27 protein-coding genes and 1 tRNA gene are annotated in these 25034 nt (G+C 65.4%); 13 read left to right on the top strand and 15 right to left on the bottom strand.

Translation table 11 applies throughout. From position 1 onward, the window contains the following. Positions 1–25: 25 nt before the first annotated feature. From V5G24_RS10225 to V5G24_RS10205, 5 genes are read left to right on the top strand one after another with little or no spacing between them, the layout of a single operon-like run. Positions 26–937, top strand: a complete 912-nt coding sequence (locus tag V5G24_RS10225) for an NAD(P)-dependent methylenetetrahydromethanopterin dehydrogenase (RefSeq protein WP_394083036.1) — start codon at positions 26–28, stop codon at positions 935–937. 4 nt (positions 938–941) lie between these two features. Beyond that, positions 942–2084: an ATP-grasp domain-containing protein gene (locus V5G24_RS10220; protein ID WP_394083038.1), complete on the top strand. Its 1143-nt coding sequence runs from the start codon at positions 942–944 to the stop codon at positions 2082–2084. Further along, positions 2081–3034: a methenyltetrahydromethanopterin cyclohydrolase gene (gene mch, locus V5G24_RS10215; protein ID WP_394083040.1), complete on the top strand. Its 954-nt coding sequence runs from the start codon at positions 2081–2083 to the stop codon at positions 3032–3034. The genes V5G24_RS10220 and mch overlap by 4 nt, the downstream gene beginning before the upstream one ends. A 6-nt stretch (positions 3035–3040) precedes the next feature. Beyond that, positions 3041–3937 carry an ATP-grasp domain-containing protein gene (locus tag V5G24_RS10210; RefSeq protein ID WP_394083042.1) on the top strand — a complete coding sequence of 299 codons (897 nt, stop codon included), beginning with the start codon at positions 3041–3043 and terminating at the stop codon, positions 3935–3937. Beyond that, complete coding sequence (locus tag V5G24_RS10205; RefSeq protein WP_394083044.1) at positions 3934–4830, top strand: triphosphoribosyl-dephospho-CoA synthase; 897 nt, start codon at positions 3934–3936, stop codon at positions 4828–4830. The genes V5G24_RS10210 and V5G24_RS10205 overlap by 4 nt, the downstream gene beginning before the upstream one ends. Positions 4831–4837: 7 nt before the next feature. Here V5G24_RS10205 and V5G24_RS10200 read toward each other — a convergent pair whose 3' ends face one another. Continuing rightward, positions 4838–5551 carry a HisA/HisF-related TIM barrel protein gene (locus tag V5G24_RS10200; protein ID WP_394083046.1) on the bottom strand — a complete coding sequence of 238 codons (714 nt, stop codon included), beginning with the start codon at positions 5549–5551 and terminating at the stop codon, positions 4838–4840. Between the two features lie 35 nt (positions 5552–5586). On the opposite strand from V5G24_RS10200, the gene V5G24_RS10195 reads away from it, so the two are divergent. The 6 genes from V5G24_RS10195 to V5G24_RS10170 all read left to right on the top strand — a co-directional run bounded on the left by V5G24_RS10195 (position 5587) and on the right by V5G24_RS10170 (position 11904). Continuing rightward, positions 5587–6564 (top strand): ATP-grasp domain-containing protein, encoded by a 978-nt coding sequence (locus V5G24_RS10195; RefSeq protein ID WP_394083048.1) that lies wholly within the window; start codon positions 5587–5589, stop codon positions 6562–6564. Continuing rightward, positions 6561–7649 carry a hydantoinase/oxoprolinase family protein gene (locus tag V5G24_RS10190; RefSeq protein WP_394083050.1) on the top strand — a complete coding sequence of 363 codons (1089 nt, stop codon included), beginning with the start codon at positions 6561–6563 and terminating at the stop codon, positions 7647–7649. The genes V5G24_RS10195 and V5G24_RS10190 overlap by 4 nt, the downstream gene beginning before the upstream one ends. A gap of 5 nt (positions 7650–7654) precedes the next feature. Continuing rightward, positions 7655–8083, top strand: coding sequence for a dihydroneopterin aldolase (folB, locus tag V5G24_RS10185; protein ID WP_394083052.1), 429 nt, complete (start codon positions 7655–7657; stop codon positions 8081–8083). A 96-nt stretch (positions 8084–8179) separates the two neighbouring features. Further along, positions 8180–9169, top strand: a complete 990-nt coding sequence (locus tag V5G24_RS10180) for a class 1 fructose-bisphosphatase (protein ID WP_394083054.1) — start codon at positions 8180–8182, stop codon at positions 9167–9169. 77 nt (positions 9170–9246) lie between these two features. Further along, the gene (gene rpe, locus V5G24_RS10175; protein ID WP_394083056.1) at positions 9247–9927 is read left to right on the top strand and encodes a ribulose-phosphate 3-epimerase; all 681 of its coding nucleotides are present in this window, start codon (positions 9247–9249) and stop codon (positions 9925–9927) included. A 360-nt stretch (positions 9928–10287) separates the two neighbouring features. Next, positions 10288–11904 carry an acyl-CoA synthetase gene (locus V5G24_RS10170; RefSeq protein WP_394085307.1) on the top strand — a complete coding sequence of 539 codons (1617 nt, stop codon included), beginning with the start codon at positions 10288–10290 and terminating at the stop codon, positions 11902–11904. 89 nt (positions 11905–11993) lie between these two features. On the opposite strand, the gene V5G24_RS10165 is transcribed toward V5G24_RS10170, so the two are convergent. The 3 genes from V5G24_RS10165 to V5G24_RS10155 form a co-directional block, all read right to left on the bottom strand. Next, a complete protein-coding gene (locus V5G24_RS10165) occupies positions 11994–13103 on the bottom strand; it encodes a polyamine ABC transporter substrate-binding protein (protein ID WP_394085306.1) in 1110 nt (369 codons plus the stop codon). Positions 13104–13267: 164 nt separating this feature from the next. Then, positions 13268–13474, bottom strand: a complete 207-nt coding sequence (locus V5G24_RS10160) for a DUF1328 domain-containing protein (RefSeq protein WP_394085305.1) — start codon at positions 13472–13474, stop codon at positions 13268–13270. A gap of 73 nt (positions 13475–13547) precedes the next feature. Next, the gene (locus V5G24_RS10155) at positions 13548–13949 is read right to left on the bottom strand and encodes a hypothetical protein (protein ID WP_394085303.1); all 402 of its coding nucleotides are present in this window, start codon (positions 13947–13949) and stop codon (positions 13548–13550) included. A 71-nt stretch (positions 13950–14020) separates the two neighbouring features. On the opposite strand from V5G24_RS10155, the gene V5G24_RS10150 reads away from it, so the two are divergent. Continuing rightward, complete coding sequence (locus V5G24_RS10150) at positions 14021–14950, top strand: diacylglycerol/lipid kinase family protein (protein WP_394085302.1); 930 nt, start codon at positions 14021–14023, stop codon at positions 14948–14950. Between the two features lie 18 nt (positions 14951–14968). On the opposite strand, the gene V5G24_RS10145 is transcribed toward V5G24_RS10150, so the two are convergent. Beyond that, positions 14969–15706, bottom strand: a complete 738-nt coding sequence (locus V5G24_RS10145) for an SIMPL domain-containing protein (protein WP_394085301.1) — start codon at positions 15704–15706, stop codon at positions 14969–14971. A 117-nt stretch (positions 15707–15823) separates the two neighbouring features. Here V5G24_RS10145 and V5G24_RS10140 point away from each other — a divergent pair. Continuing rightward, positions 15824–15899: transfer RNA gene (locus V5G24_RS10140), tRNA-Ile, on the top strand. A gap of 171 nt (positions 15900–16070) precedes the next feature. Here the strand turns inward: V5G24_RS10140 and V5G24_RS10135 are convergent. The 10 genes from V5G24_RS10135 to V5G24_RS10090 all read right to left on the bottom strand — a co-directional run bounded on the left by V5G24_RS10135 (position 16071) and on the right by V5G24_RS10090 (position 25031). Further along, a complete protein-coding gene (locus V5G24_RS10135; RefSeq protein WP_394085300.1) occupies positions 16071–16604 on the bottom strand; it encodes a nucleoside/nucleotide kinase family protein in 534 nt (177 codons plus the stop codon). Then, entirely contained in the window at positions 16601–16963 is a 363-nt protein-coding gene (locus V5G24_RS10130; RefSeq protein WP_394085299.1) for a DUF1937 family protein, read from the bottom strand. The genes V5G24_RS10135 and V5G24_RS10130 overlap by 4 nt, the downstream gene beginning before the upstream one ends. Then, positions 16960–17178, bottom strand: coding sequence for a hypothetical protein (locus tag V5G24_RS10125; RefSeq protein WP_394085298.1), 219 nt, complete (start codon positions 17176–17178; stop codon positions 16960–16962). Before V5G24_RS10125 ends, V5G24_RS10130 begins: the two co-directional genes overlap by 4 nt. Beyond that, positions 17175–18425: a helix-turn-helix domain-containing protein gene (locus tag V5G24_RS10120; RefSeq protein WP_394085297.1), complete on the bottom strand. Its 1251-nt coding sequence runs from the start codon at positions 18423–18425 to the stop codon at positions 17175–17177. The genes V5G24_RS10125 and V5G24_RS10120 overlap by 4 nt, the downstream gene beginning before the upstream one ends. Positions 18426–18453: 28 nt before the next feature. Beyond that, a complete protein-coding gene (locus V5G24_RS10115) occupies positions 18454–18684 on the bottom strand; it encodes a hypothetical protein (RefSeq protein WP_394085296.1) in 231 nt (76 codons plus the stop codon). Positions 18685–18819: 135 nt separating this feature from the next. Next, on the bottom strand, positions 18820–19164 hold the full coding sequence (locus tag V5G24_RS10110; RefSeq protein ID WP_394085295.1) for a hypothetical protein: 345 nt from the start codon (positions 19162–19164) through the stop codon (positions 18820–18822). Continuing rightward, entirely contained in the window at positions 19161–20279 is a 1119-nt protein-coding gene (locus V5G24_RS10105) for a peptidoglycan-binding protein (RefSeq protein WP_394085294.1), read from the bottom strand. The genes V5G24_RS10110 and V5G24_RS10105 overlap by 4 nt, the downstream gene beginning before the upstream one ends. Positions 20280–20346: 67 nt before the next feature. Further along, positions 20347–21930: an SGNH/GDSL hydrolase family protein gene (locus V5G24_RS10100; protein ID WP_394085293.1), complete on the bottom strand. Its 1584-nt coding sequence runs from the start codon at positions 21928–21930 to the stop codon at positions 20347–20349. Next, on the bottom strand, positions 21923–22273 hold the full coding sequence (locus V5G24_RS10095) for a hypothetical protein (protein ID WP_394085292.1): 351 nt from the start codon (positions 22271–22273) through the stop codon (positions 21923–21925). Before V5G24_RS10095 ends, V5G24_RS10100 begins: the two co-directional genes overlap by 8 nt. A 67-nt stretch (positions 22274–22340) precedes the next feature. Next, a complete protein-coding gene (locus V5G24_RS10090; RefSeq protein ID WP_394085291.1) occupies positions 22341–25031 on the bottom strand; it encodes a hypothetical protein in 2691 nt (896 codons plus the stop codon). Positions 25032–25034 lie beyond the last annotated feature (3 nt).

Genomic DNA, 25034 nt, shown 5'->3' with positions numbered 1-25034 from the left:
TTTCCCCGGACGGAGCAAGACGGCCATGGCCACCGCCGCCCCCATTCTGCACATGATTTCGCCCCTGCCCCACGTGAGCCCGTTCGACGTGAACATGGCGGTGGACGCGGGCTATGGGCATCTGATGCCTTATTCGAACGTGACGCTGGATCAGGTCCGCGACCTGACGCAGGATATGATGTTCTCCCGCGCGCCACAGGCCGCGCCGCGCACCGGCCTGTTCATCGGCGGTAAGGATGCGGGGCTCGCGCTCGATATGGCCGATGCGGCGCGCGCGGCGCTGTTTCCGCCGTTCGAGATTTCGATCTTTCCCGATCCCGCCGGCTCATTCACCACCGCCGCCGCCATGGTGGCTTTGGCGGAGCAGGAAGCCGCGCTGCGCGGCACGCCGGGCCTTTCGGGCGCGCGGGTGCAGGTTTACGGCGCCACTGGCGTCGTGGGCGGCATCGCGGCCGTGCTGGCGGCAAAGGCGGGCGCGCATGTGGTGCTGGTGGGGCATCGCGACATCGCCAGCGTCGCCACCAAGGCGGATGATTTCCACGAGCGCTTCGGTGTCGCCCTCTCGGCGGTGGCCGCCCGCACGGACGCGGAAAAGCATGCCCTGGTGGGCGAAGCCGACGTGATTCTCGCCGCCGGCCGGGCCGGGGTGGAGATCCTCTCAGCCGCGCACCTTGCCTCCGCGCGGGAGCTGAAAGTCGCCGCCGACGTGAACGCCGTGCCGCCGGCCGGCATCGCCGGCATCGGCCCCCATGACAAGGGCGTCGCATTGCCTCATGGTGTCGGAATCGGAGCCCTCGCCATCGGCAATCTGAAATACCGGGTCCAGCATGCGTTGCTCCGGCGCATGCACGAAACCGACACGGCCCTCTTCATCGGCCTCGACGAGGCCTTCGCGCTGGCCAGACAGATGGCCGCGGCGTTGCAAACTGCGGGTTGAGCTTATGGATCTCGCCGTCATCGCCCTGTCCGCGCGCCCCCTGGCGGCGAGCGCCGCGCGCGCCGGTTTCGCGGCGCTTTCCCTCGACCTGTTCGCCGATCTCGACACCTGCGCCAATGCCGCGCGCTGCGTGCGCGTGCACAAGAAGAACGGATTTTCCTTCGACGGCGACGATCTCATCCAGGCGCTCGCGAACCTCTCGCCCCCCGGCCTGCCGGTGGTGCTGGGCGGCGGGTTCGAGGACGACACGCCGCTGATGACCCGCATCGCCGAGCGCAATCCCATCCTCGGCAACATGGCCGAGACGGTGCGCGTGCTGAAGGATCCGCTGGCGCTCGCGGCCCTGTGCGGCCATCTCGGCATCGCCTTTCCGCCGGTGACGCTGGACGCGCCGGACGGCGCGCTGGCCGAAGCGCCGCTACTGGAAAAGAAGATCGGCGGCGCCGGCGGCAGCCATATCCGCCGCCGCGCGCCGGAGGAGACCGGGCCGCCCGCGCCGGGCCATTATCTGCAACGTGAAGTCAGCGGCACCGCTTATTCGCTGCTGATCCTTTCCAATGGAAAGGAAGCGCTTCCGGTCGGCGCGAGCTGGCAATGGTCGCATTCCGATAGCACCCATCCGTTCCGCTATGGCGGCGCGGTCGGCCCGGTGCCTCTGCCCGCCAAGCATGCGGCGGCGATCCTCGCCGGGGCCCTGCGCATCGCCACCGTGTGCGGCCTCGTGGGCCTGATCTCGGTGGACGTGCTGGTGGAAGCGGACCGCTGGTGGCTGGTGGAGATCAATCCCCGGATTGGCGCGAGCATCGACATTTTCGATGTGGACCCCATGCCGCCCTTGCTGGCGCTGCATTTGGCGGCGTGCGGCGGCAAGCTGCCCAAGGCCCTGCCGCAGCCTAAGGGCGCGACCGCCGCCGGCATTCTCTATGCCGAACGCGACGTGATGATTCCCGCCGGCGCCTGGCCGAACCATGTGTGCGACCGCACCGCCGCCGGCACAATCATTCCCGCCGGCGCCCCCATCTGCACCGTGAAGCGCACCGCGAGCGACATGTCGGCCGCCGTGGCCCAGGTGCGCGGCGGCCTGGCCGAAATGCGCAATCACCTCGGCCTGCCGCAAAGCCAGCAGGTGGCGAGCAGCGAGGCATGAGCCGGCCCGATCTGTCGCGGCGCGCCGCCGGCCTGGTGGAGGCGCTGATCAATGATGCCGATGCGCTGCGCCTTGCGGTCTCCACTGGGCCGCACGGCGCGCGGATCGTCGATGCCGGCATCGACGCGCGCGGCGGGCTGGAGGCAGGACGGCGGATCGCGGAAATCTGCCTCGGCGGGCTGGGGCAAGTGGCGTTCCAGACCTGCGACCGCTTCGCCCCCTGGACCACGCTCGTCACGGTGGGCACGTGCGACCCGGTGCTCGCCTGCCTCGGCAGCCAATATGCCGGCTGGCAGCTGGCGGCGGGCGATTTCTTTGCCCTCGGCTCCGGCCCCGGCCGCGCCACGGCGGCGAAGGAGCCGCTGTTTGCCGAGCTCGGCTTTCGCGAACAGGGCGCGGACATCGTCCTGGTGCTGGAAACCGGCCAGATGCCGCCGGCCGAGGTGATTGAGGATATCCGTGCCGCCACGGGGGTCGCGGGGGAGAAAATCACCCTCATCCTCACGCCCACCAGCAGCCTTGCGGGCGGAGTGCAGATCGCGGCGCGGGTGCTGGAAGTGGCGCTTCACAAGGCCCATGCCCTGCATTTCCCACTGGATCGCATTCTGGACGGGCGCGGCAGCGCGCCGGTGCCGCCGTCGGCGCCGGATTTCATCGTCGCCATGGGCCGCACCAATGATGCGACGCTTTACGGCGGCGAGGTGCAGCTTCATGTGAGCGGCCCGGCGGACGAGGCGCGCGATCTCGCGCAGCGCCTGCCGAGCTTGACCTCGCGCGACCATGGCCGGCCGTTCGCCGAGGTGTTCGCGGCCTATGCGTGTGATTTCTACCGCATCGACCCGCTGCTGTTCTCGCCGGCGCAGGTGCTCGTGACCGCCGTGGAGCATGGCGTGAGCTTCACCGCCGGGGCAGTCGATCCGGCCTTGATCGCGCGCTCATTTGCCGGCTGAACATCCATGGCCGCCGCATTCGATCCCCGCATCGCCATCTTCGCCGAGCGGGCGGACTGGCACACCCGCCGCCTCATCGCCGCGCTGAAAAAGCGCGGACGCGCGGCGCGGCTGCTGTCGCTGAAATCCTGCGGCTTCGCGGTGGGCGCGACGCCCCACGGCCTGCTGCTGCCGGGGTTCGAGGAGGCGCTTCCCCAAAGCGCCTTCGTGCGCATCATGCCCGGCGGCACCACCGAGCAGATCACCTTGCGGCTCGGTGTGCTCCATGCGCTGCGGGAATCCGGCGTCAGGGTGATGAACGATGCCCGCGCCATCGAGCGCTGCATCGACAAGAGCATGACCACCTTCCTGCTCGCCCGCGCCGGCCTGCCGACCCCGCGCACCTTGGTGCTGGAAGACCCGCAGGCGGCCCAGATGCTGATCGACGCGGCGCCGGGCGACACGGTGCTGAAGCCCTTGTTCGGCGCCCAAGGGCGCGGCCTGCGCCGCCTCGCGCCAAAGGAAGCGCTGCCGGGCGCGGAAGAGATGGACGGGGTCTATTATCTCCAGGACTTCATTCCACCCGCCGACGCGCGCCATTCCGATTACCGTGTGTTTGTGGTGGGCGGCCGGGCGGAAGGCGCCATGCGGCGGGTCGCCAGCCATTGGATCACCAATATCCACCAGGGTGCGACCGGCGAGCCTGTGCCCGCCACAGGCGCGCTCGCCGAAATCGCCGTCGCGGCGGCGCAGGCGGTGGGCGCCCATTTCGCCGGCGTGGACCTGATCGCCGACGCCGCCGGCCGGCTGCTGGTGCTGGAGGTGAATTCCATGCCGGCCTGGAGCGGCCTTCACGCCGCGACTGGGCTGGACATGGCCAAGCCGCTCGCCGCCTTGCTGGCCGGAGAAAGGGCGATGGCATGACGCCGGAGCGCGCCGCAGATCTGTTCGAGCGCGCCTGCCGGGCCGAGCTGCGCGCGCTCAAGCCTGGCAATGTGCATGTGCACGCGGCCGGGCACGGCATGGAGGTCGCCCAGTTCGAGCGCGCGGCGGCGGCGGCAGCGCCCGTCCTCTCGGCACCTCACATCTCAGGGCTTGGGCTCGGCATCGGCGCGCGCATCGAGGCGGCGGTGTCGGCGTCGCTCGCGGCGGCCGGCTGCAACACCAATCTCGGCATCGTGCTGCTGTGCGCGCCGCTGGTCCATGCCGCGCTTTCCCCGCCCTCCGGCGATCTGCGTGCGCGCCTGAAGGCGGCGCTGGAGGCGATGACGATCGAAGACGCGGCCTGCGCCTTCCGCGCCATCGCCGCCGCCAAACCCGGCGGGCTCGGCACGGCGCGCGCCGATGTGCGCTTCCCCGCTGCCGTCGATTTGAAGGCGGCCATGGCCGAAGCCGCGCCCCGCGACCGCATCGCCTTTCAATATGTGAACGGCTTTGCCGACGTGTTCGAGATCGGCGTCGCACGGCTCCGCGGCTGCGCGGACCCGTTTGCTCCAGAGGTCGTGCAGGCGGTCTATCTGGATTTCCTCACGGCCTTTCCCGACAGCCATATCGCCCGCAAGTTCGGCGCGGATACGGCGCTGGCGGTGCTGGAGGAGGCGCGAGAGACGGTCCGCCTCAGGGCCCCCCTCAAAAGGTGGGAGTCGCGGCACATCTCCTTGCTGGCCTACGATACATCCTTGAAACAGCGCGGCCTTAATCCCGGAACCAGCGCGGACCTGACGGTGGCGAGCGTGCTCGCGCACGCCCTGGAGCGTGAGGGGTTGGAGCGTGAGGGGTTGGAGCGTGAGGGGTTGGAGCGCGACGGCCTTGGCTGAGCGCCGATCAGACAAAGCGCGCCAGATCCTCCCCCAACAGGCGCCCATCGTGCAGCGCGGTGGCAACGAGGGCGCCTTCCACGCCCTTTGCGGCCAAAGTGTCGAGGTCCCCCACATGGCGCACACCGCCGGCGGCGAACAGGGCGATCGCTCCGCCGGGTGCAGCGACGGCTTCATGGCGCGCGCGGATATCGGCGAGCCGCTCAAGATCCGGCCCGGCGCCCGAGCCGACTTTCGCGAGCGTCATGGCGATCACCCGGCGCGGCCAGAGGGCGGGCGTCGCATGCACCTCTTGCGGGCCGCGCGGCCCCTGCGCGTCATGATCGAGCGAGAGCACGAAATCCAGTCCCGCCATGCCGGCCAGGGCCCGCGCATCGGCCAGGGTCTCACTGCCCACCACCGGGATGCCGGCATCGGCGGCGTGACGTGCCGCGAGCGCGGCGGCGCTGTTCTCGCCCGCGTCCACCCACAGAGCGAGAGCGGGAAAGGCCGCGCGCAAATCGCGGATGGCGGGCGCATTGTCGCCCTCCCCCGCGATGGCGTCGAGGTCGGCCACATAGAGGGTCGTGAACGGCGCGAGCGCCAGCAGCGCCGCCACGATAGCGCGCGGCGCGCTGCCGGCCGCCAGCGGCGAGACGATGGGCGCATAAAGATGGCGCGCGCCCTGGCGGGCATGCACCACACGCCCTCCCTTAAGATCGATCACCGGGATAACCTGCATCTTCGTGTCCGAGCCTGATACGGGAAGGAAAGCGCATGCGCGTCTTTGTCTGCGAGTTCGTGACATCCGGCGGCCTGCGCCACAAGGCGCTTCCCGACGCGTTGCTGCCCGAGGGCACGCTGATGCGCGATGCCATGGTGCGCGACCTCGAGAATATTCCCGGCGTCCAAGTGCTGCTGTGCCACGACGACCGCCTGGCGCCGCCGCGCGCGGACAGCATCGCGGTGGGTGAAAAGGATGATCCCTGGGCGATCTGGGAGCAGCTTGCGGGCGCGGCCCATGTGGTCTGGCCCGTGGCGCCGGAAACCGACGGCCTGCTGGATCGCCTCGTGGCCCTGGCCCGCACCGGCACGGCGCGGGTGATCGCGAGCGATGCGCCGGCGCTGCGAATCGCCGGCCGCAAGAGCCTCACCGCGCAGCATCTCGCGGCGGCGGGCATTCCCCATATCCCGACCTACCCGCTGGAAGCGATGCCGGAAAATCTCGCGGTGCCGCTCGTCACCAAGCCCGACGATGGCGCGGGCGCCACGCAAACCCACATCTGGCGCAGCCGCGCGGCTCTGCGCGCGGCGCAGTTGCCGCCCGCCGGCCTCATCGTCCAGCCCTATGTGGCGGGCGTCGCCGCCAGCCTCACCGTGCTGTGCCGGCCCGATGGCGTGACCCTGCTCACCACCAATCTCCAGGAAATGGCCGAGGACGAAGGCCGCCTCTCCCTGACCGGGCTCACGGTCGGCTGCCTGCCGGACGCGGTCGGCAAGTTCGCGGCGCTCGCGCGGGCGGTGGTCGCTGCCATGCCGGGGCTGAGCGGCATCATCGGCATTGATCTGATCGTGACCGAGGAGGGGCCGGTGGTGGTGGAGGTGAATCCCCGCATCACCACCTCTTATGCCGGTCTGCACGCGAGCCTCGGCATCAATCCCGCCGCCTTCCTGCCGGAACTGATCCGCGACGGCCGGCCGCCCACCCTGCCGCACCTGCCCATGGCCGTGCCGGTCCGGGTGAAGGTGCGATGAGCGATTTCGCCTTTCTCGGCTGGGATGTGGGCGGCGCCCATCTCAAGCGCGCCGCTTTCGATGAATCGGGCCGCCTGCGCGCCGTCGACATGGCCCCGTGTGCGCTATGGCGCGGCATGGACCAGCTTGATGCCGCGCTCGCCGCCCTCGACCCGCTGCCGCACCGGCCCTCCGCCGTGACCATGACCGGCGAACTGGTGGATCTGTGGCCCGACCGCCCCACCGGCGTCACGGCGCTCGCGGCCGCGCTCGGTGCGCGTCTCGGCCCCGGATGCCTGATCTATGCCGGGCCAGACGGCCTCGTGCCCGCCTCGGCGGCGAGCGCGCGTGTGGAGGGCATCGCCTCGGCGAACTGGCATGCCACCGCCGCCGCGCTCGCCACCGAATTGCCGTGCGGCGTGCTGGTGGATATCGGCTCCACCACCACCGATCTCATTCCCTTTTCAGGCGGCGCGGTCGCCGCGCGCGGCTTCAGCGATGCCGAGCGTCTCGCCAGCAGCGAGCTGGTCTATGGCGGCGTGGCGCGCACGCCGGTGATGGCGCTTTCGCCCGCGCTGCCGTTCGCCGGCGGCTTCGTGCCCCTGATGGCGGAGCATTTCGCCACCACCGCCGATATCTACCGTCTCATCGGCGACCTGCCGGAACATGGCGACCTGCATCCCGCGGCCGACGGCGGCCCAAAGACGCTGGACGCCAGCGCGCGGCGTCTGCTGCGCATGGTGGGGCGCGATCTTGGCCCGGCGACACTGGAACAGGCGCGCCAGCTCGCGGCCTATGCGGCGGCGGTGCAATTGCACATGCTGCATGGCGCGCTCGCCTGCGTGCTCTCGGGCGCGACGCTGCCGATGGACGCTCCGATCGTCGGCGCCGGCATCGGCCGGTTCCTGGCCGCGCGGCTCGCGGCGCGGGTCGGGCGCCCCTATCTGGATGTGGGCGCCGTCTTCACCGACGAGCCCGCCCTTGCGGCGCGGGCGGCGGATTGCGCGCCCGCCGTCGCGGTGGCCCGGCTTGCGTTTGCCCGGCTTGCTTTCGCGGGCGCGCCCTCGCACCCTCGCCCCTCCTTCGCCACCCCGAGCCCCGCGTGAGCCCCATGATCGATCCCAGCGACCCGGAAGCCCTCGAAGCGGCCGAGGTCGAGCCCGCCGCCCCGGCACCGCGTCGCGACCGCCTGTTCCTACGCGCCTTGCCCTTCTTCGCCCGCCATGGCGTGTTCGATGCCGAACAGCAGCTCGGCCAGCGCTTCGTGGTGGACGTGGATTGGTGGCTCGACACCCGTCCCGCCGCATGGGCCGACGATCCCGCCCTCACCGTCTCGTACCAGACGGTGTACGAGCATGTACGGGCGGTGGTGGAGGACGACATCGTCCATCTGGTGGAGACCCTCGCCGAGCGCATCGCCACGCGCCTGCTGGATCATTTCCCGCAGATCGAGCAGGTGCGCGTGGTGGTCCACAAGCCGGGCGCGCCGATCAGCGGTGTGTTCGGCGACGTGGGCGTGGAAATCCATCGCGGCCGGTGAAGAGCACGCGCCAAAGCTCGACGGCTCCCGCGCCGTGCGCCATAAGAGCGCCGGATCGGCGGGATATGTCCCGCATGCGCACGTAGGAGATACAAGGTGAGCGACGTCGTGACCCTGCAAGGCTATCTCGGCACCTGGGCGGCCGAGGATGACACCCGCAAGGCCGTTGCCGCAGCCGTGGAGCGCATGGCGCAGGCCGGCGTTGCGATCGCCGACATGGTGGCACGCGGCCCGCTCGCCGAGCATTTCGCCAGGATCCGCGGCGAGGACGCCAATGCAGCCGGCGATGCCCAGAAGGAACTGGACGTGATCGCCGAAGAGGCCATCGTCTCCGCCCTGAAGGCCGCGCCGGTCGCCTTCCTCGGCTCGGAGGAAAGCGAGACCCCGATCCCGCTGAACGAATCCGGCACGCTGGTGGTGGCCGTGGACCCGCTCGACGGCTCCTCGAACATCGACACCAACGTCTCCATCGGCACCATCTATTCCGTGCTGCCCTATAGCGCCGAAGCCTTCCCCGATCCGGTGGAGGCGCTGAAGCAGAAGGGCACGGCCCAGCTCGCGTCCGGCTTCCTGGTCTATGGCCCCTCCACCCTGCTGGTCTCCACCGTGGGCGCGGGCACGCAGGTGTTCGTGCTGGACCGGGCAAGCGGCGATTTCATCCTCGCCCGCGCCACTGTCGAAGTGCCCGCCGCGACGAAGGAATATGGCATCAACCAGTCCAACCTCCGCCACTGGGCGGCGCCCACGCGCGCTTATGTGGACGATTGCCTCGCCGGCAAGGACGGCCCGCGCGGGAAGGATTTCAACATGCGCTGGGTCGGCTCCATGGTGGCCGATGCGTTCCGCATCTTCACCCGCGGCGGCGTGTATCTCTATCCCGGCGACAGCCGCAAGGGCTATGGCGAGGGCCGCCTGCGCCTGATCTACGAGGCCAATCCGGTGGCCTTCCTGGTGGAACAGGCGCAGGGCGCCGCCACCGACGGCAAGACCCGCATCCTCGACATCGTGCCGCAGAAGCTGCACCAGCGCATTCCGCTGGTGTTCGGCTCGCGCGAGGAAGTGGAAAAGATCGCCAGCTATTATTGAAGGATGTGGTGGCGCGCCCACCCGTTCCCCATATGACGGGCGCCGCCGTGAGCCGCCGCCGCGCAGGAGTTGATGCCATGACTTTCCCGCTGATCGCGCCCTCGATCCTCGCCAGCGATTTTTCCCGCCTCGGGGAAGAAGTGCGCGACGTGGCGGCGGCCGGGGCCGATTACATCCATCTCGACGTGATGGACGGCCATTTCGTGCCCAACATCACCTTCGGGCCGGACATCATCAAGGCGCTGCGGCCCTACACCGACAAGGTGTTCGACGTGCATCTGATGATTTCGCCGGTGGAGCCCTATCTGGAGGCCTTCGCCAAGGCGGGGGCGGACATCATCACCGTGCAGGCGGAAGCCACCGACCATCTGGACCGCTGCCTCCAGGTCATTCGCGGGCTCGGCAAGAAGGCCGGCATCGCGCTGAACCCGGCCACCTCCGAGCGGGTGCTGGACTATGTGCTGGATAAGACCGACCTGATCTGCGTTATGACCGTCAATCCCGGCTTCGGCGGGCAGGCCTTCATTCCCGACGTGCTGCCCAAGATCGAGCGCATCCGCGACATGATCCGCGGCCGCGACATCCGCCTGGAAATCGACGGCGGCGTGAACCCGCAGACCGGCGCCCTGTGCGTGAAGGCCGGCGCCGACGTGCTGGTCGCCGGTTCCGCCGTGTTCAAGGGCGGGATCGAAGGCTATCGCACCAATATCGCCGCCATCCGCGACCAGGCTGCGCAGGCGCTCGGGCTGGTGGCTTGAAACCATAGGCGCCGCACCGCCCCCTCACCCGGCCACTGAGCGGCCGACCTCTCCCCGGCGGGGAGAGGTGAGGACAACGGAGAGTCAGGACACCGCTCCGCAATGCCCCCTCTCCCCGACGGGGAGAGGGCTGGGGTGAGGGGCTCGCCCCGCCCGACCACCCCCCTCCTCCCTCACCCGGCCGCTTTGCGGCCGACCTCTCCCCGGCGGGGAGAGGTGAGGTCAAAGGGAGAGGTGCGGACAAGGGAAGACGGCCGGGTCCATCTTGACGCGGGCATTAAAAAAACGTTCGATCGTTTCCCATAATGCCCGGATCGCATCCTATCGCGTGGGACGCAGAAGCCGGCGGGAGGAAACATCATGCTGCGCCCGGCTTCGACTTATGACGCCCTCGTGCGTCACTTTCGCTGGGAGATTCCGGCGCGCTTCAATATGGGCGTCGCCTGCTCCGATGCGCACGCCACGGGCGCGAACAAGCCGGCGCTAATCTTCGTGGAGGAAAGCGGCGCGTTGACGCGCTATTCCTTCGAGGATCTTTCCGCCCTCACCAATCGCTTCGCCAATGTGCTGACCGCCTGCGGCCTCGCGCCGAGGGACCGGGTCGCGGTGTTCCTGCCCCAGGCGCCGGAAACCGCCATCGCCCATATCGGCGCGTTCAAGGCGGGCATGGTCTCGGTGCCGCTGTTCACCTTGTTCGGCGACGAGGCACTGGAATTTCGCCTCAATACCTCCGGCGCCAAGGTTCTGGTGACGGATCTGGCTGGCTTCGCCAAGCTCCAGCGCATCCGCGACCAGCTTCCCGCCCTCACCCATGTCTTCGTCATCGGCCCGGACAAGGGCGATGCCGCCACGCTGTCCTTCGACGAGACGCTGGCGCGTGCGAGCGACCGCTTCACCGCAATGGATACCGGGCCGGACGATCCCGGCATCATCATCTTCACCTCGGGCACGACGGGAAATCCCAAGGGCGCGCTGCATGGGCATCGCGTGCTGCTGGGGCATCTGCCGTGCATCGAATTCGTCCACCAATACATGCCCCAGCCCGGCGATCTGCATTGGACGCCGGCCGACTGGGCCTGGATCGGCGGCCTGTTCGACGTGCTGTTCCCGAGCCTTTATCTCGGCGTGCCCGTGCTCGCCTATCGGGCGAAGAAGTTCGATCCGGACGCGGCCATGGCGCTGATGGCAGACCATCAGGTGCACAATGTGTTCCTGCCGCCGACCGCGCTGAAACTGCTGCGGCAAGCCGATGTGCGCCGCCCGGCGGGCCTGAACCTGCGCTCTTTGCTCACCGGCGGCGAGACGCTGGGCGCGGAACTCGGGGATTTTGTGCAAGAGCGCCTGGGCGTGGAGGCGCGGGAAATCTACGGCCAGACCGAATGCAATCTGGTGGTGGGATCCAATTCCAATTTCTTCCCCATCCGGCCCGGCGCCATGGGCAAGCCGATCCCCGGCCATGATGTGCGGATCGTCGACGATGCCGGCAATGTGCTGCCCACGGGCGCGGAGGGCCATGTGGCCGTGCGCCGGGGCGATCCGGTGATGATGCTGGAATATTTCAACAATCCCAAAGCCACGGCGGAGAAATACACGGGCGATTTCCTGCTCACCGGCGACATGGGCCGGCAGGATGAGGACGGCTATCTCTGGTATGTCGGCCGCTCGGACGATGTCATCACCTCGGCCGGCTATCGCATCGGGCCGGGCGAGATCGAGGATTGCATCCTGCGCCACCCCGCCGTCGCCTTCGTCGCGGTGGTGGGGGTGCCGGACCCCGTGCGCACCGAGGCGGTGAAAGCCTGGATCGTGCTGAAGGACGGCCATGCTGGCAGCGAGGCTCTGGTGGCCGATATCCAGCGCCATGTGCGCGAGCGGCTTTCCGCGCACGAATATCCGCGCCACGTCGCCTTCACCGACACCCTGCCCATGACCGCCACTGGCAAGATCCTGCGGCGCGAGCTGCGCGCGCGGGGCTGAGGGCGCACGGCTGAGGGCGCGCAAAAGAAAGACGCCCCGCGACCGAATCGCGGGGCGCCATGGGCTTCAGACGCGTAGCCCGTTCAGTCTCACTTGCCGCGCTTGAACTTGCTCCAGGTGCGGGTCACCACGCGCTGGATATCCATCGGATAAGTGGTGACGGTGAACAGCAGGTCGAAGGTCGCCTTGTCCGGATAGATGGCGGGATTGTCCAGGATCGCCTTGTCGATGAACTTCTGCGACGCCAGGTTTCCGTTGGCATAGGAAATATAGTTCGAGTTCTTCGCCGCCACTTCCGGACGCATCATGTAATTGATGAAGGCGTGGGCTTCGTCCACATTCTTCGCGTCCTTGGGGATGGCGAAATTGTCGAACCACATCAGCGCGCCCTGCTTGGGAATGGCATAAGCGAGGGTGACGGGCTTCTTCTTGGTCTTCTTGGCGGCTTCCTCGGCGCGGGTCTTGGCCTGGAACACGTCGCCCGACCAGCCGACCGCGATGCAGATGTCGCCGCGCGCCAGCGCATTGATGTAACCGGAAGAATCAAACTTGCGGATGAACGGGCGCACCGTCATCAGCAACTCGCCGGCCTTGGCAATATCGGCCGGGTTCTTCGAATCGGGATCGAGGCCGAGATACCGCAAAGCGGAGGGAATGACCTCTTCAGGGCCATCGAGGAAATAGACGCCGCAATCCTTCAGCTTGGAGAGGTTCTCCGGCTTGAACACGATGTCCCAGGTGTTAATCGGAATGTCGCCGAGCCGCTGCTTCACCATGTCCACATTGTAGCCGATGCCCGTGGTGCCCCACATATAGTTCACGGCATAATCATTGCCGGGATCGTAGACCGCGAGGCGCTTGGTGATTTCCGGCCAGGCATATTGAAGATTCGGCAGCTTGGACTTGTCCAGCTTCTGGAACACACCCGCCGTGATCTGGCGCTGCAGGAACGAGCCACTCGGCACCACCACGTCATACCCGGTCTTTCCGGCCAGAAGCTTGGTTTCCAGCACCTCGTTACTGTCGAACACGTCGTAGCGGACCTTGATGCCGGTCTCCTTGGTGAAGTCCTCCAAGACCGACTCGTCGATATAGTCCGACCAATTATAGACGTTCACCACCTTCTGTTGTGCCAGCGCGGGCATGGCGCCGAAGGCGACCATCCCGACCGCCGCGGCGAGGGCAAGGCGACGCATCATTATTCTCCTCTGGAAGACCCCGCGAAGCCGTTGTCCGGCTTCATGCCGCTGAGGCTATTGCGCCCGCGTCATCGGCTCAACTCCCAAAACGTCGCTTGCCGCCGCACCGCACGCGCATCACCGGCGCGCGCCCTTGAATGCGCCGCGCCGGACTGTACATGCCCTTAGGTAAGAAGGAAGGAGGGCAACAGCGACGCCGAGCCGGTCGCCTCGCCGAGTAGCACGAAGGCCAGAAGCACCAGCGCCGCCAGGGCAATGAAGATTCCAAACAGCACGAACGAAATGCGGCGCGCGACCGCCGACACGTTGAAGAATCCCATTGCCCCAGCGATCATGGAAATCACAAGGAAAATGATAGCGTATTTGAGCATAGCCGCACTCCACAGAAGGCTTTCCGCCGTGGAACCACAAAGGCAATGCTTTCGTTCCCCCCGTGCGCTCCGCTCAACGCGCATCCGCCCATTTGCGGATTTCCTCCTTCAACCGGCGGAAATCCCAGAAGGCGGCTCCCATCAGAACAAACGGCACCGCAGCCAGGATGAGCGAGGTGGTCTGCGACCAGCCGACCGCGTTGCGCAGAAAGTCATAGGCAAGATATGTGGTCAGCAGCGTCAGCACGGCGGCACCGGACAAATACATGGCCCGCGTCAAGCGCGCCACGCCATAGCCCAGAAGAAGAGCGAAGACGAACGCCAGCCCGAGCGCCCACAGCCAGGTGAGCCCAAACTGTCGGGCGACGAAATTTCCGCCCGAAATGCTGAAGAACACCAAGGCCACCAGCAGCAGCAAGCCGGCGCGCAACCGGAAAATCCATGGCCGCGCCTGCGTTCCCTCAATGTTAGACATTCTCACAGCCCCTATCGCCCTTAGCCAAATCATACGCCCGCTTTGATGCTGGCGGCACTCGGAGACAGAACATGGGGCGAACCCTGGTGGTACTCAATGCAAAAGCCGGCACCGTGCAGGATCTTGGCGCCGAGCGTCTGCGCCAGGAGGTGGACGAGGCCCTGACCGAGCCGGGCAAGGACATCGACGTGGTGGTCCTTCAAGGTGCGGAGATGATCGAGGCGATCCGTTCCGCGCGCCGCAAGGGCTATGATGCGCTGGTGGTCGGCGCCGGGGACGGCACGCTGAGCTATGCGGCCTCCGTGCTTGCGGAGACCGACACCGCGCTCGGCGTGCTGCCGCTCGGCACCATGAATCTGCTCGCCCATGACATCGGCCTGCCGCGCGACCTGCCAGGGGCGCTCCAGGGCCTGCGCGAGGCCGAGCCCATGCGGGTGGATGTGGCGACCCTGAACGGGCGCGCGTTCCACGGCGTCTCCGGCGTCGGCTTCTTTTCGCAAATGGCGCTTGCCCGCGAGGCGGTGCGCGATTCGCGCGGGCGCATCCTCGGCTGGCTCATGGCGCTCGGCAAGGCGCTCACCCGCTCCGGCCGCATGTCGCTGGAAATCGAGATCGAGGGCCGGCGCGAGCCCATCGACGCCTATGCGGCGCTCGTGACGAACAATGCCTTCGACGCGCCGGGCTGGCATCGCTCGCGTCTCGATGGCGGGGAATTGGAAATCCACATCGCCGAGGAGCGCGGTGCGCTGGCCAAGATCCGCGTCGGCGCCGATCTGCTGGTGGAATCCTGGCGCAACAATCCCGGCATCCACTCGTTTCGCGCCAAGGCGCTCACCATCCACGCCCCGCGCCGGCGCCGCGCCTGGGTGGCGACCGACGGCGAAATCACCCGCGAGACCATGCCCCTACACTATCGTATCATGCCGGAGGCACTCACTTTGCTGCTGCCTCCCAATTCACTGCAGCGGGCCGCGAAAGCCCGCCGCGACGATATCACCTGAGCGGCGACAGGCGCCGGCTCAGCGCGGCTCGGCGTCATAGACGATGGTGATCTGGGCGCGGGCGGTGGTCTCCCCTGCCTGGATCGGCACCGCGCGCGCATCGGCCTTCATCATCATCGGCGCGGCGGCGACCGGGCCCATGTCGGGCTGCGGGCTGATGCGGCGAATGCGCACGAGGCGCAGCCCGGCCGCATCCGCCAGGCTCTGCGCCTGGGCCTTGGCATCCGCCATGGCCGCAAGGCGGGCCTGCCGCTCGATCGCACGCGGGTCCTGGAGCGCGAAGCTCATGCCGCTGACCTGATTGGCACCCGCCTGGACCAATTTGTCCAAAAGCCCGCCGAGCGTCGACAGATCGCGCACCTTCACATTGACCGTGTTGCGCACTTCATAGCCGGTGAGACGCGGCGCTTCGCGCTGGCCCTGCTGGGGATAGACATATTGCGGCTGGATGGAGAAGCCCGAAGTTACCAGGTCCTTCGGCTCGATACCCGTTGCCTGGAGTGCGGCGATCACATCCGCCACGCTCTTGGAATTGCCGGCGAGGGCGTCCTCGGCGGTCTTTGCCACGGTCACGACGCCGGTGGACAGGCTCGCCATGTCCGGCGCCGCGCTGGCTTCGCCCTGCCCGACCACGGTGAGGGTCGCGCGCGACAGATCTTCCGCCCGCGCCGCCGGGACATCGAGGACAGCGCAAATCGCCAGGGCAGCGAGGAGGCCGCCGGAAAAGACGCGGCGCCGGGACAGGGGAAAGGACATGGAACGCTCCGCTGGGTATGTGCCGCCACACAGCACTGTGGGAAGGCGGCGCCAATGGGGCGAAGCCGCGCTTGTCCCGGTTGTTCACACGGCTAGGGATTGATAGGAACGTGCGGGGGGCCTGTAGCTCAACGGTTAGAGCTGACCGCTCATAACGGTCTGGTTGCAGGTTCGAGTCCTGCCGGGCCCACCAATAAAATCAATATCTTATAATGAAAATACGGACTTCTTTTGTGTCGCGTTGAACCTGCGGCATTGATCGGCGGAACCCGCGCGCGCCACGTCCCGAACGTGGTGTTCTACACGGAAACCCGCATGAATGCGTGATTCCTGGCCGCGTAAAACGCCGTTTATCTCGGTTTGTTCACGGTGTATCTGTCCCGTTTCTGTCCCCCGAGCAGATTATGGACTCCAGGCTATCGAAAAAGCCCAGGCCAAGCCGGTTCTCGATCCTCACATCCGGCTTGAACGGCATGGCCTCGCTGATATGTGCGGCGCCTATCGCCGCGCCAGCGCCCGGCCGGTGGATCTCCACCACGAGCCCGCCGCGCGCACGGATCGCATCAGCCTCGTTGGCGAACCGAACGTCATCGGCCACAATGCGCGGCGCCGTTGCCGCGGAATTCCATGCCCGCGTCCAAAGGTCGGGGGCGATCATATCCCGGCCCCATTCGGTTCCGAGCCACTGCATCGCTTGGCGCGGCGTCTTGCCGCCTAGAAGATCGCAGGGGGTTTCCTTAAGGTGCCCGTCTATCTCGTCCTGCGAGCATCCGAGCGCCGCCATCATCGCCTTGAGCGGTCCGGCGAACCGAATGCGAACGAACCCATGCTCGCGCTCTAGATACTCTGCCGCCGTCGTCTTCCCCGCGCCAGCCAGACCGCATAACCCGATGATCAAGGCAGCGCCTCCATTTCCACGATAGGTTTGCCGGCGGCCTGGAAGAACTCGGCTTCCATCGCCATGCCCATGCTCTCCTTCCATCCATCCATGCGAACAGCGACCATCGCGGAAGCTGCATCCATGAACGGCTGGTTTTGCTCCATCCAAATCTCATGCGAGAGCGGGTCTATCCCGCCGACGCGGGCGATGGTGTGGGAATGGGCGATGGGGGAGAACACCCGCAATCCGAGCCCGATCAAATGGGCCGCGTGTCGCTCCGCATCATAGGCCGCACTGGCGAGCCCCCAACGGTACCGGCTGTATGGTGTGGCGAGATAGACAAAGCTCGGGAGCCCGCGAAGATCGTCCAGGGTCATAAGGGCTTTGCCTCCATGGCATCGGCCTTGGGCACCATCGCGATGATGCGGGCGCTTGGCGGCGTTAGGTGGAGCATCAGTGCTTCAGCGGCCTCGGTGGCGAGGCGCCGGCCGGCCGGTGTTTTGGCTGTGTCCACAAGCTCGATCATGGCGCGCAGCTCGGCAGCGATTTCCCATAGGCCGCCGCCGCATTCGAGACCATCATCCTCGTTCATGCTGGCACCCCTATTGCATCCATGATCGCGACGCGGGCGCGCCCGATCTCGCCAAACGACTGGTGATAGGTGATTGCCTGGAGGGAGCGCCCGGACAGAAAGCCCGATCCGAAATGCCACGCATCCTGTGCGACAGGACTCTGGTGGATCTCGCAGATCACCCCCTCGCCTTCGGTCGCGGTCTTGGAGGAATGATGGAGGTGGAACCCATGGACGTAACGGAATTGGGTTGCGCCCCAATCCTCCGCCCGCCGGTGCGCCATGATGGACGGCATCTTGCCGATCTTGACCATGTGGCCGTGCGTGGCGCCGAAGAGCACGCGGCCGAACCGCATCCACCAGAATAGAGACGGATCAACGTCCACGGTCACGCGGGGCTCGTTGCGGTACCATCCCAGGAGGAAATAAGCGATAGCGACGCTGGCGTGTTCGTCGTGGTTCCCCTTGAGGATGCGCACAGTCACGTTTCGGTGGCGGGCGAGGCAGGCATCAACGGTGCGCACCAGGAGCCTGGAGGCGACGCCAATCACCTTGTCATAGCGCCCATCCACGTCCAGCGTGTGGCCGGAGCGGGATGTGCGGTTATCCCCGTTGTCCGCGTGGATGAGGTCGCCACCACCCAATACAACGGCATCGCCAGACGATGGCGAGCGCGCCACAAGATCGGAAACCGCATCGCCGATGGTCGTTTCGGCGATCTTCAGATCCCAATTGGTCCCGGTCTCTCCCCTCCATGCGAAAAGACCTATGTGCCAATCCGCAAGAGGGTACAAAGTGAGAAGTTCGTTGCTTGTTTGGTGCGGCGCCGGAACGGAATCAGCCGCCCCGCTGTAATCGAGAAATGCGCACTTGATTGCATCGGCAATGGCAAGCGGGTCTAGTTCACCCTCTCGCGTTTTGATCCATTGCCCGATGACCCTGTTGTCTGCGTCAACATAGGCCGATATGCCCTTGACCACGTGCCCGGCTGGAATTTCGAACGCCTCTCCAGGCCCTGGCTCTTGCTGCACCCACTGGCGCACGACATTTTCTGCTTCGTCGAGTTCTGCCGATGTCTTCGTGATGACAAAGCCAGGGAGGACTGGTTTTGTGCCCATCATGCCCAGGACCGCGGCATTGTTCAGCCGCTCCCGGAATGATTGCCGGGATATCCCAAGTTCCCGCGCCGCAGCGCTCTTGTTATCGGGGTTGCGCGCTAGAGCCTCAACCGCCTCTCGCGCTTTGGCCTCGTCTTTGGGCACGCCCATGCGACTACCTCACTGCTAGAGCGACGGGTCAGTGACCACGGATAAACATGGCGATCTTCTGGAGGCTTTCTCCCAATGCGGCGACTGCGACCACAAGGCCGAATGCAGAAATGATCACCCACTTGATAACCGTCGCTGTTGCTGCGATATTGCGGGTCAACTCCATAGACTTTTCCAGCAACGGAACGTCTTCAGCGTCCAGGCGGGAAAGGAATGCCGCGACGGCAGGGTCCATGCTTTCCTTTGGCCCCTCAGTCATTCCGGCCTCCAGCCACAGAGCTTTTCACCGAATCGATTGTGCGCGCGCATCTGCTCTTTGGATTGCCGGTCCTTGACCGAATATTCCGCCGACGTCGGGCGGATCGGAGTGTTGGTCTGGCACCAGACGTCCGGCCTAGGGCTGCTTACGCACCCAGCGAGCGTTATCCCGATCAAGAACATCATCGGATAGATGAGCCGTTTCATCGTCGATCCCCTTCTTTTCCTCGATCATCTTCCGCGTCGCTGCGTCTTGCTTGGCCCGCTCGCGCTCCACTGCACCAGTTGCGCCACGGTTGCGGCCTGCGAGATAGGCCAGGATCGCAGCGCCGATGGCGAGCAATACCGCCTTTACGGGTGCGGGAATGAGCGCCCAAATGGGCATCCAGAGCTGATATGTGGCTGCCAGAGCAGCGGCAGCGGCAATCGCCCACGCCCACCACGGCGTGTTGTCCAGGACGATGCCGATAAGCCAAGTCACGAAAGCACCACAGGCTTGGGCTTCCAGATGGCCGGGATCACGTAGGATCGGACCAGCCCGAACGCGACCCACCCGCCGCCGATGACGGTCAAGCCGAGCATGCCCCACCGGACATATTCGGATAGGTCTTGGTAGGGCGCGAGCGCCGCGCCGGCCTGCCGCGTAAGCTCGGAGAGCCCAATCGTTGCGGTACCGCCCACAATCTCCTTCACAGGCGCCTGCGGGACGATGGAGGCCGTTGGCAGGCTGGGCTTGGTTGTGGCAAGGCGCTGCGCGATAGCGGCCTTTGTCTGCTCGCCTGCGAGCCCGTCCACCTTGAGCCCATTTGCCTTTTGGAAAGCAGCGACGGCCGCTTTGGTTTCAGGCCCCGTGCGGCCATCGACCTTCAGAGTCGCGCCTAATTCATTGAGGTCTCGCTGAAGCTTTTCGGTCTCCGCGTCGCCGGACGCAACGGACCAAGACGCATCGTCCGAGCCGACCAACTTCCAGATTTTGTTGAACCAGTTGATGCGGTCCTCGTACCCGTTATATCCGCCGTTGATCTTCTTGGTGATGCTGCGAATATCATTCTTGTCGGCAAGGTCGTTGCAGTTCCCCGCCACCCATTCCGCCAGCGCCGGCTTCAGCGCGTGTTGTGCGCTCGTGACTTGATCGGGGGATACTTCGAACAGATTCCCGAGTTTGCACCGCTCGCCCATCTCCCGGTGATTGGCGCGGCCCGTGGTCTGGAGGATTCCGTTGCCGCGGTATTTCCATCCGTCTCCGGGATTGATGTTTCCGAGTTCCTTAGCCTTCCGGGGATTGCCGAGCCCATAGACGCGCTCGAACAGGGCCGGGCCATCGCCAGCGAGCTTCGCGGCTTCCGACTTCGTGACGGCCGCCGAATGGACGTTGACGCCGAAGATTTCCATGATGCGGGAGGCGCTGTATTTCCCGCTCTCGCGCCGGATCGTGAGCCCACCGGATTCGTGCATCACTTGCGCCAGGAAATGAGCCAAGCGCAGGGGAGTGGAAACGCCTGCCGCATCAAGCTGCGTGTCGCCGCCATCGAAAGCGGCCAGGTAATCGTCGAGTGCCGATGGCGCGAGTTTGTGCACCACGTCGATTGCTCGCATGGGTCTCTCCAGGGATTGGACACAAAAAAGCCGCCTCAGCGGGCGGCGGGCGGGATATTTTCGGAGGTCAGACCCGAGGATCGGCCACCACGTACAGAGTGGGCCGGCTCACCTCATAGAGGATCGAGCCCGTCCCGACGTGGGAACAGATGTGTTTGAAATTGAGGTGCGTGGTGCCGCTCGGGATCTGGAATGGCGGTGTCCGGAAATAGTAGGGATGCCCGTTGAGCCGCACATCTCCAATGGGTGTCGTGAGGTCCGCCACATAGTTGGAACTCACCGCAGACGTTGCGGCCCCCGTGCTTGATGTGCGGGACTCGACTTGCAGCGACCAGCCACGCAGTAGCTCACCACCTGTATAGAGCCAGACCAGCGCCTCGGCGCGCACCCACTGCCCGTCATAGGCGGACGCCACAATGCTGGAATTGCCGGACCCTGAGGTGTCGGAAAACAACGTCCACCACGTCACGGGAGTCTCATCCGCAGCAGTGATGAGCACCCGTACCCCGGCTTTGCCGCCCGGATCGGTGATCGTTGACGCGACCGCGCTCGACGCGGGCGTGCCGCCACTGCACCCGACGCGGACATAGCTCGGCAGCGTGCCGCTGAGCGTCGTGGCGACACCGTTGTTGCCGCCGGTCCCGGTCAGGTTGCCATTTTGGTATAGGTTTGTTACAGAAAAATCCGCATCCGGCCGGGGCTGCACGACACGGCGGATGGTGTCCAGAAATACGAGGCTGTCGGCCGTCACCCCCAGCGGCAGAGCATGCAGCCCGTCCAGCGTGGTGTCGGCGAGCGCCTCTTGCATGGCCGACGTGGGATCAGCAAAAGCGGTGGCCAGATCGGCGAGATACACGCCGCTCGTCTGCGCGGCGAAATCCCTCAACTTGTCGTCCAGACTCATCTTTTTGCGTCGATCGACGCTGTTTGACGTCAGCGCGTTGGCGCCGCTTGTCCCGCGTGCGTTGGGCGTGCACAGGATCGGTATCGCGCCGCCGTCGAGCACCCGCTGCACATTGTCCCGGATGCCTGCAAATGCGACCTGCGGCGTCAGGCTGACCAGCTCATTGGGGCCGGTATAGAGCACGATCGCGGCATAATCCTCGGAGAGCGCCGCTTCGATCTGCGTCACCTGAGCGGCGTATGTCGTGCCGCCCACCCCCTTGTTGGCGCCGCCGATGTTGTTGGGTTTTGTGGCGTCGTACCAGCAGTCGAATTCAAATCGCGGGTCCAGGAGCCGCGCGCGGGTGACAAAGCCACTGGCGGACGTGACCATCAGGGTTGACGACAGCGCGCCGGCATTGGCCTGCATGCTGCTTGATCCGACGCCAGCGATCCGCGCTCCGTAGGCCAGCGGGGGCTGGAGCGGGAATCCGGTCAGGCGCCCGTTGACATACTCATAATCCACGACAGCGGCAGCAGCGGAGGCCGCAGCAGCAGTTGCCGCAGTTTGCGCAATCCCTGCGTTGGTCGCCGTCGCGCTGGCATCGGAGGCCGCTGAAGCCGCTGATGTAGCCGCCGCCGTCCGGTCTGCTGCCGTAGCCTCCGCAGCAGCAACCGCCGCAGCGGCAGCGGCGATGCTCTCGGCATTGACCTCGCCGGGGGGGCCTTGAGGACCCTCAACCAGCACCTCAATAACGGTGTCAGTCATCGTTCAGCCCTCCCTGGCCCTTAATGATTCCCTCCAGACACAGGCGCTGGCCTCCGCCCGGCTCGATCTGTTCCAGCTCGTAGGAGGTGAGCGCGCCGCTCGGGATCAGCCGGCTCTGCTCGACGGTGCGGGCCCATGTGACGGTGGTCGTGGTGACGCCATCCACAGTCGCGACGGTGGCAGTCAGTGTGCTGTCCTCGGTAGACAGCTCGATCCGCTCGCCCCGCGATGGCAGTAGGGTTAGCCGCCATTCGGAGCCCGTGCCGTCGAGCAGAAATCGGAATTGGAGGCGCGGGACGGTCGAGCCTCGATCGATTACGATGTCGTCGTAGCGCATGACCATGTGGCGTTGCTCCGGGCACAAAAAAGCCGCCCGAAGGCGGCAAATGGAGATGGCGGCGGGGCCGGCATCAGAGATTGAGCGTCACGGTATTTCCGCTTCCGAGATCAGATATAGCAGCCATAGCGGCAGTGTTGACATTATTCAGGGCAACCTGATTTGTTGTTGCTCCAGATGTCAACAAAATTGAATTTGTCGCGGTTCCGTCTAGAATGTTGCCTGTAACAACATTCCGGAAGCTGGAACCCCGCACGTGGATGACCGTATCAGCCGGTTGACTTGACAGGTTATACGTTTTGTTAGACCCCACGCCAGTGAGCCCGGTATCCAACAGATCCACAGATTTGCGGCAGTTGCGGAATTGATTGCCATCGATCGCAGAGCGGGAGCACCCGGACAAAAGCGCGCCGATATGATTGGCGTAGTTCGGGCCGCCGAAAAACTGGTGATTTCGGACAGACACACCGCTGCTCGCGGCAGCAATCAACCCATAGGACGCAACGCCCGTTGCCTCTCCAGAATTAGACCAGCCGCCGTTAATATTGACCAACCCCGTCGTTCCGAGATTGCTGATGTTGATGCAGGCCAGCCAAATTGTATCGAGAATAGGCGCTTCGATGTGGATGTCAAAATTTGGATTGTCTGCGGATCCAGAAATATTGATCCCGTATGTGCAAGACGCAACCTCGGGATTTAGTAGGAACGCGTCCTTGATGTCATCACCGATGATGGTAAATCCGAGCGAGTTGACATCGCGCACAAAGCAAACTGCTTTGCAGCTATCAACAACCATGGTTGGGTTGGGGGAGCCAACGGAGCTGTCGAAATACCACCCGTAAAACGAGTCGCCCTCCTCACCAATATCCCGGATTGCCCAGCAGTCGCGCGCGAGGGAATTTCCGGTGCCTTTAAAGTGGAACCCATATACTGAATTCCCATTTACCACGTTAAACAGGCGGCAATGCACGGTGTATTCCATGCGGATGCCTGTAGCGGTCCCGGTCGGGTTAACGCTCCTGTATACGAGTAGGTTTTTAACGGTCGGATATGGTAGCCAGTGCGCATAATCCGCACCATATGCGTGGATGATGTCTTTGTCCGCGACGGTCATATTGATGATTGTGCTGCCAGGGTCAACGCCGGAATATCCCTGCCCGGTCTGCGTAATGGATAGGGTGTCCGTCACTTTGTAGGTTTTAGCGTCAAGCATAAGCGGGCCGGGGCCAGCCGTTTTACCCGCCCGCAGCGGGATCGTGTCATCTGTGGTGTTGTCGCCGGCCGCGCCAAACCATTCGGCATACCGCTCCTGCCCCGACGCAAAAATAATAGAACCGTCGGCGATTGACATAAACAAGTTCTGGCTACGCCCAGCCCTCACGCCAGCGACCGTGATCGTCGCACTTCCACCGCGCTTCAGAACCCCCCCGCGAAAATCGAGCACGGACGCAAACGTGATGCTGCTGTCAATCAGATAGGTCCCATAGGATACAACCAGACTCACACCGGCCGCGGCGGCATATGCATCAGCATTGGCGCATGCGGTCCTATCTGATGTTGACCCATCTCCCGTCGCGCCGAATTTGCGGAAATTCGCGCTATTGCCGCGCCGCTCCCAATAATCGGAGCCGACATTCACAGCACCCGTGACGTTGGAGCCCCGCCCGAACACCTGCCCGCCGCCGTCATTGGCGGCATAATAGCCAAGGATTTCCACGGTATCGATGCTGGACGCGATGGTCGCCGCCACGAAATCTCCGTAGGTGCGAAAGAACACCTTGCGCGGTGTGCCGTACGCCGCCTCAAGCACCTCGACGCGATCCGGAAGCGTCTCGCTCTCGATCGCCGTCACACGCCCCGTGAGGGCAGTAAGGTCTGGAGAATAAGCCGTCGCATCCGTGATGTCCTGGATCGCGATCACCTCCACATCCGTCGCGCACAACGTCCCGAATGTCTGGACGAAAGGACGGAAATACACCGATCCGGAGGGCGAAAGCGCCGTGACGCCCGTGCCCGCCGCCGTCGAGATCACCATCTGGTGCTCAACCACACCCGAGCTGGTGGTCAGGGTAGTGAGCGAGGTGGAAACCGTGGTGCTCAGGCCCGCCTTTGCCTGCGTCAACCACCGGATCGAGATGTTGACTGCATCGCCCGCAGGGTCGGATGTATTGATCCTGCGCCGCACCTTGACGCGGACCAGATACCGACGCCCAGGCTCCAGCCGCTGCGCCGCGCGCGGGGCGCAGACTTGCGCACCAACGAGGCGCGCCACGGAGCCATCCGAATCCACCACGGAGTCGGTATAAATCGCCATGTCATCAGGATTGCCGTCCGTGCCAGGGGACCACAGCGCCGGCCGTTCGCCGGGCCGGGAAAGATCCGCGATGGCAGCGAGGTTTGCATCTCCGCCGATAGCCTCCAAAGCCGCGATCCGATCCAGGATCTGCGTCGTGGATAGCGGGGCAACCCATGTCCAAGAGCCGGAGCCTGACGCGCCAATCTTGCGGTAGATTCCGTTGTTCGCATCGGTCGAGTCCGCCCATACCTCGCCACCGGTATTGGCCGGATAGGCAAGGCTTGCGTTCATTTCTGAAAGGGTCGCGAACACCACATGCGTGCCGTAGGGGGCGAGAATGTTCGCGAAATTCCCGACCGGAATCCTGACCGTCTGCAATACCCCGCCGCCAAGATCCTTGTTCCCAAGGACTTCGGTAACGATGGTGCTGCTGGGCAAATTGGTGCTACGCACGCCGGTATCGGGCATGTT

It is taken from the genome of Roseixanthobacter finlandensis, assembly GCF_043195105.2.
Lineage (GTDB): Bacteria > Pseudomonadota > Alphaproteobacteria > Rhizobiales > Xanthobacteraceae > NCEH01.
The sequence above is the reverse complement of the archived record's forward strand: the minus strand, read 5'-3'. Positions and strand labels throughout refer to the sequence as shown.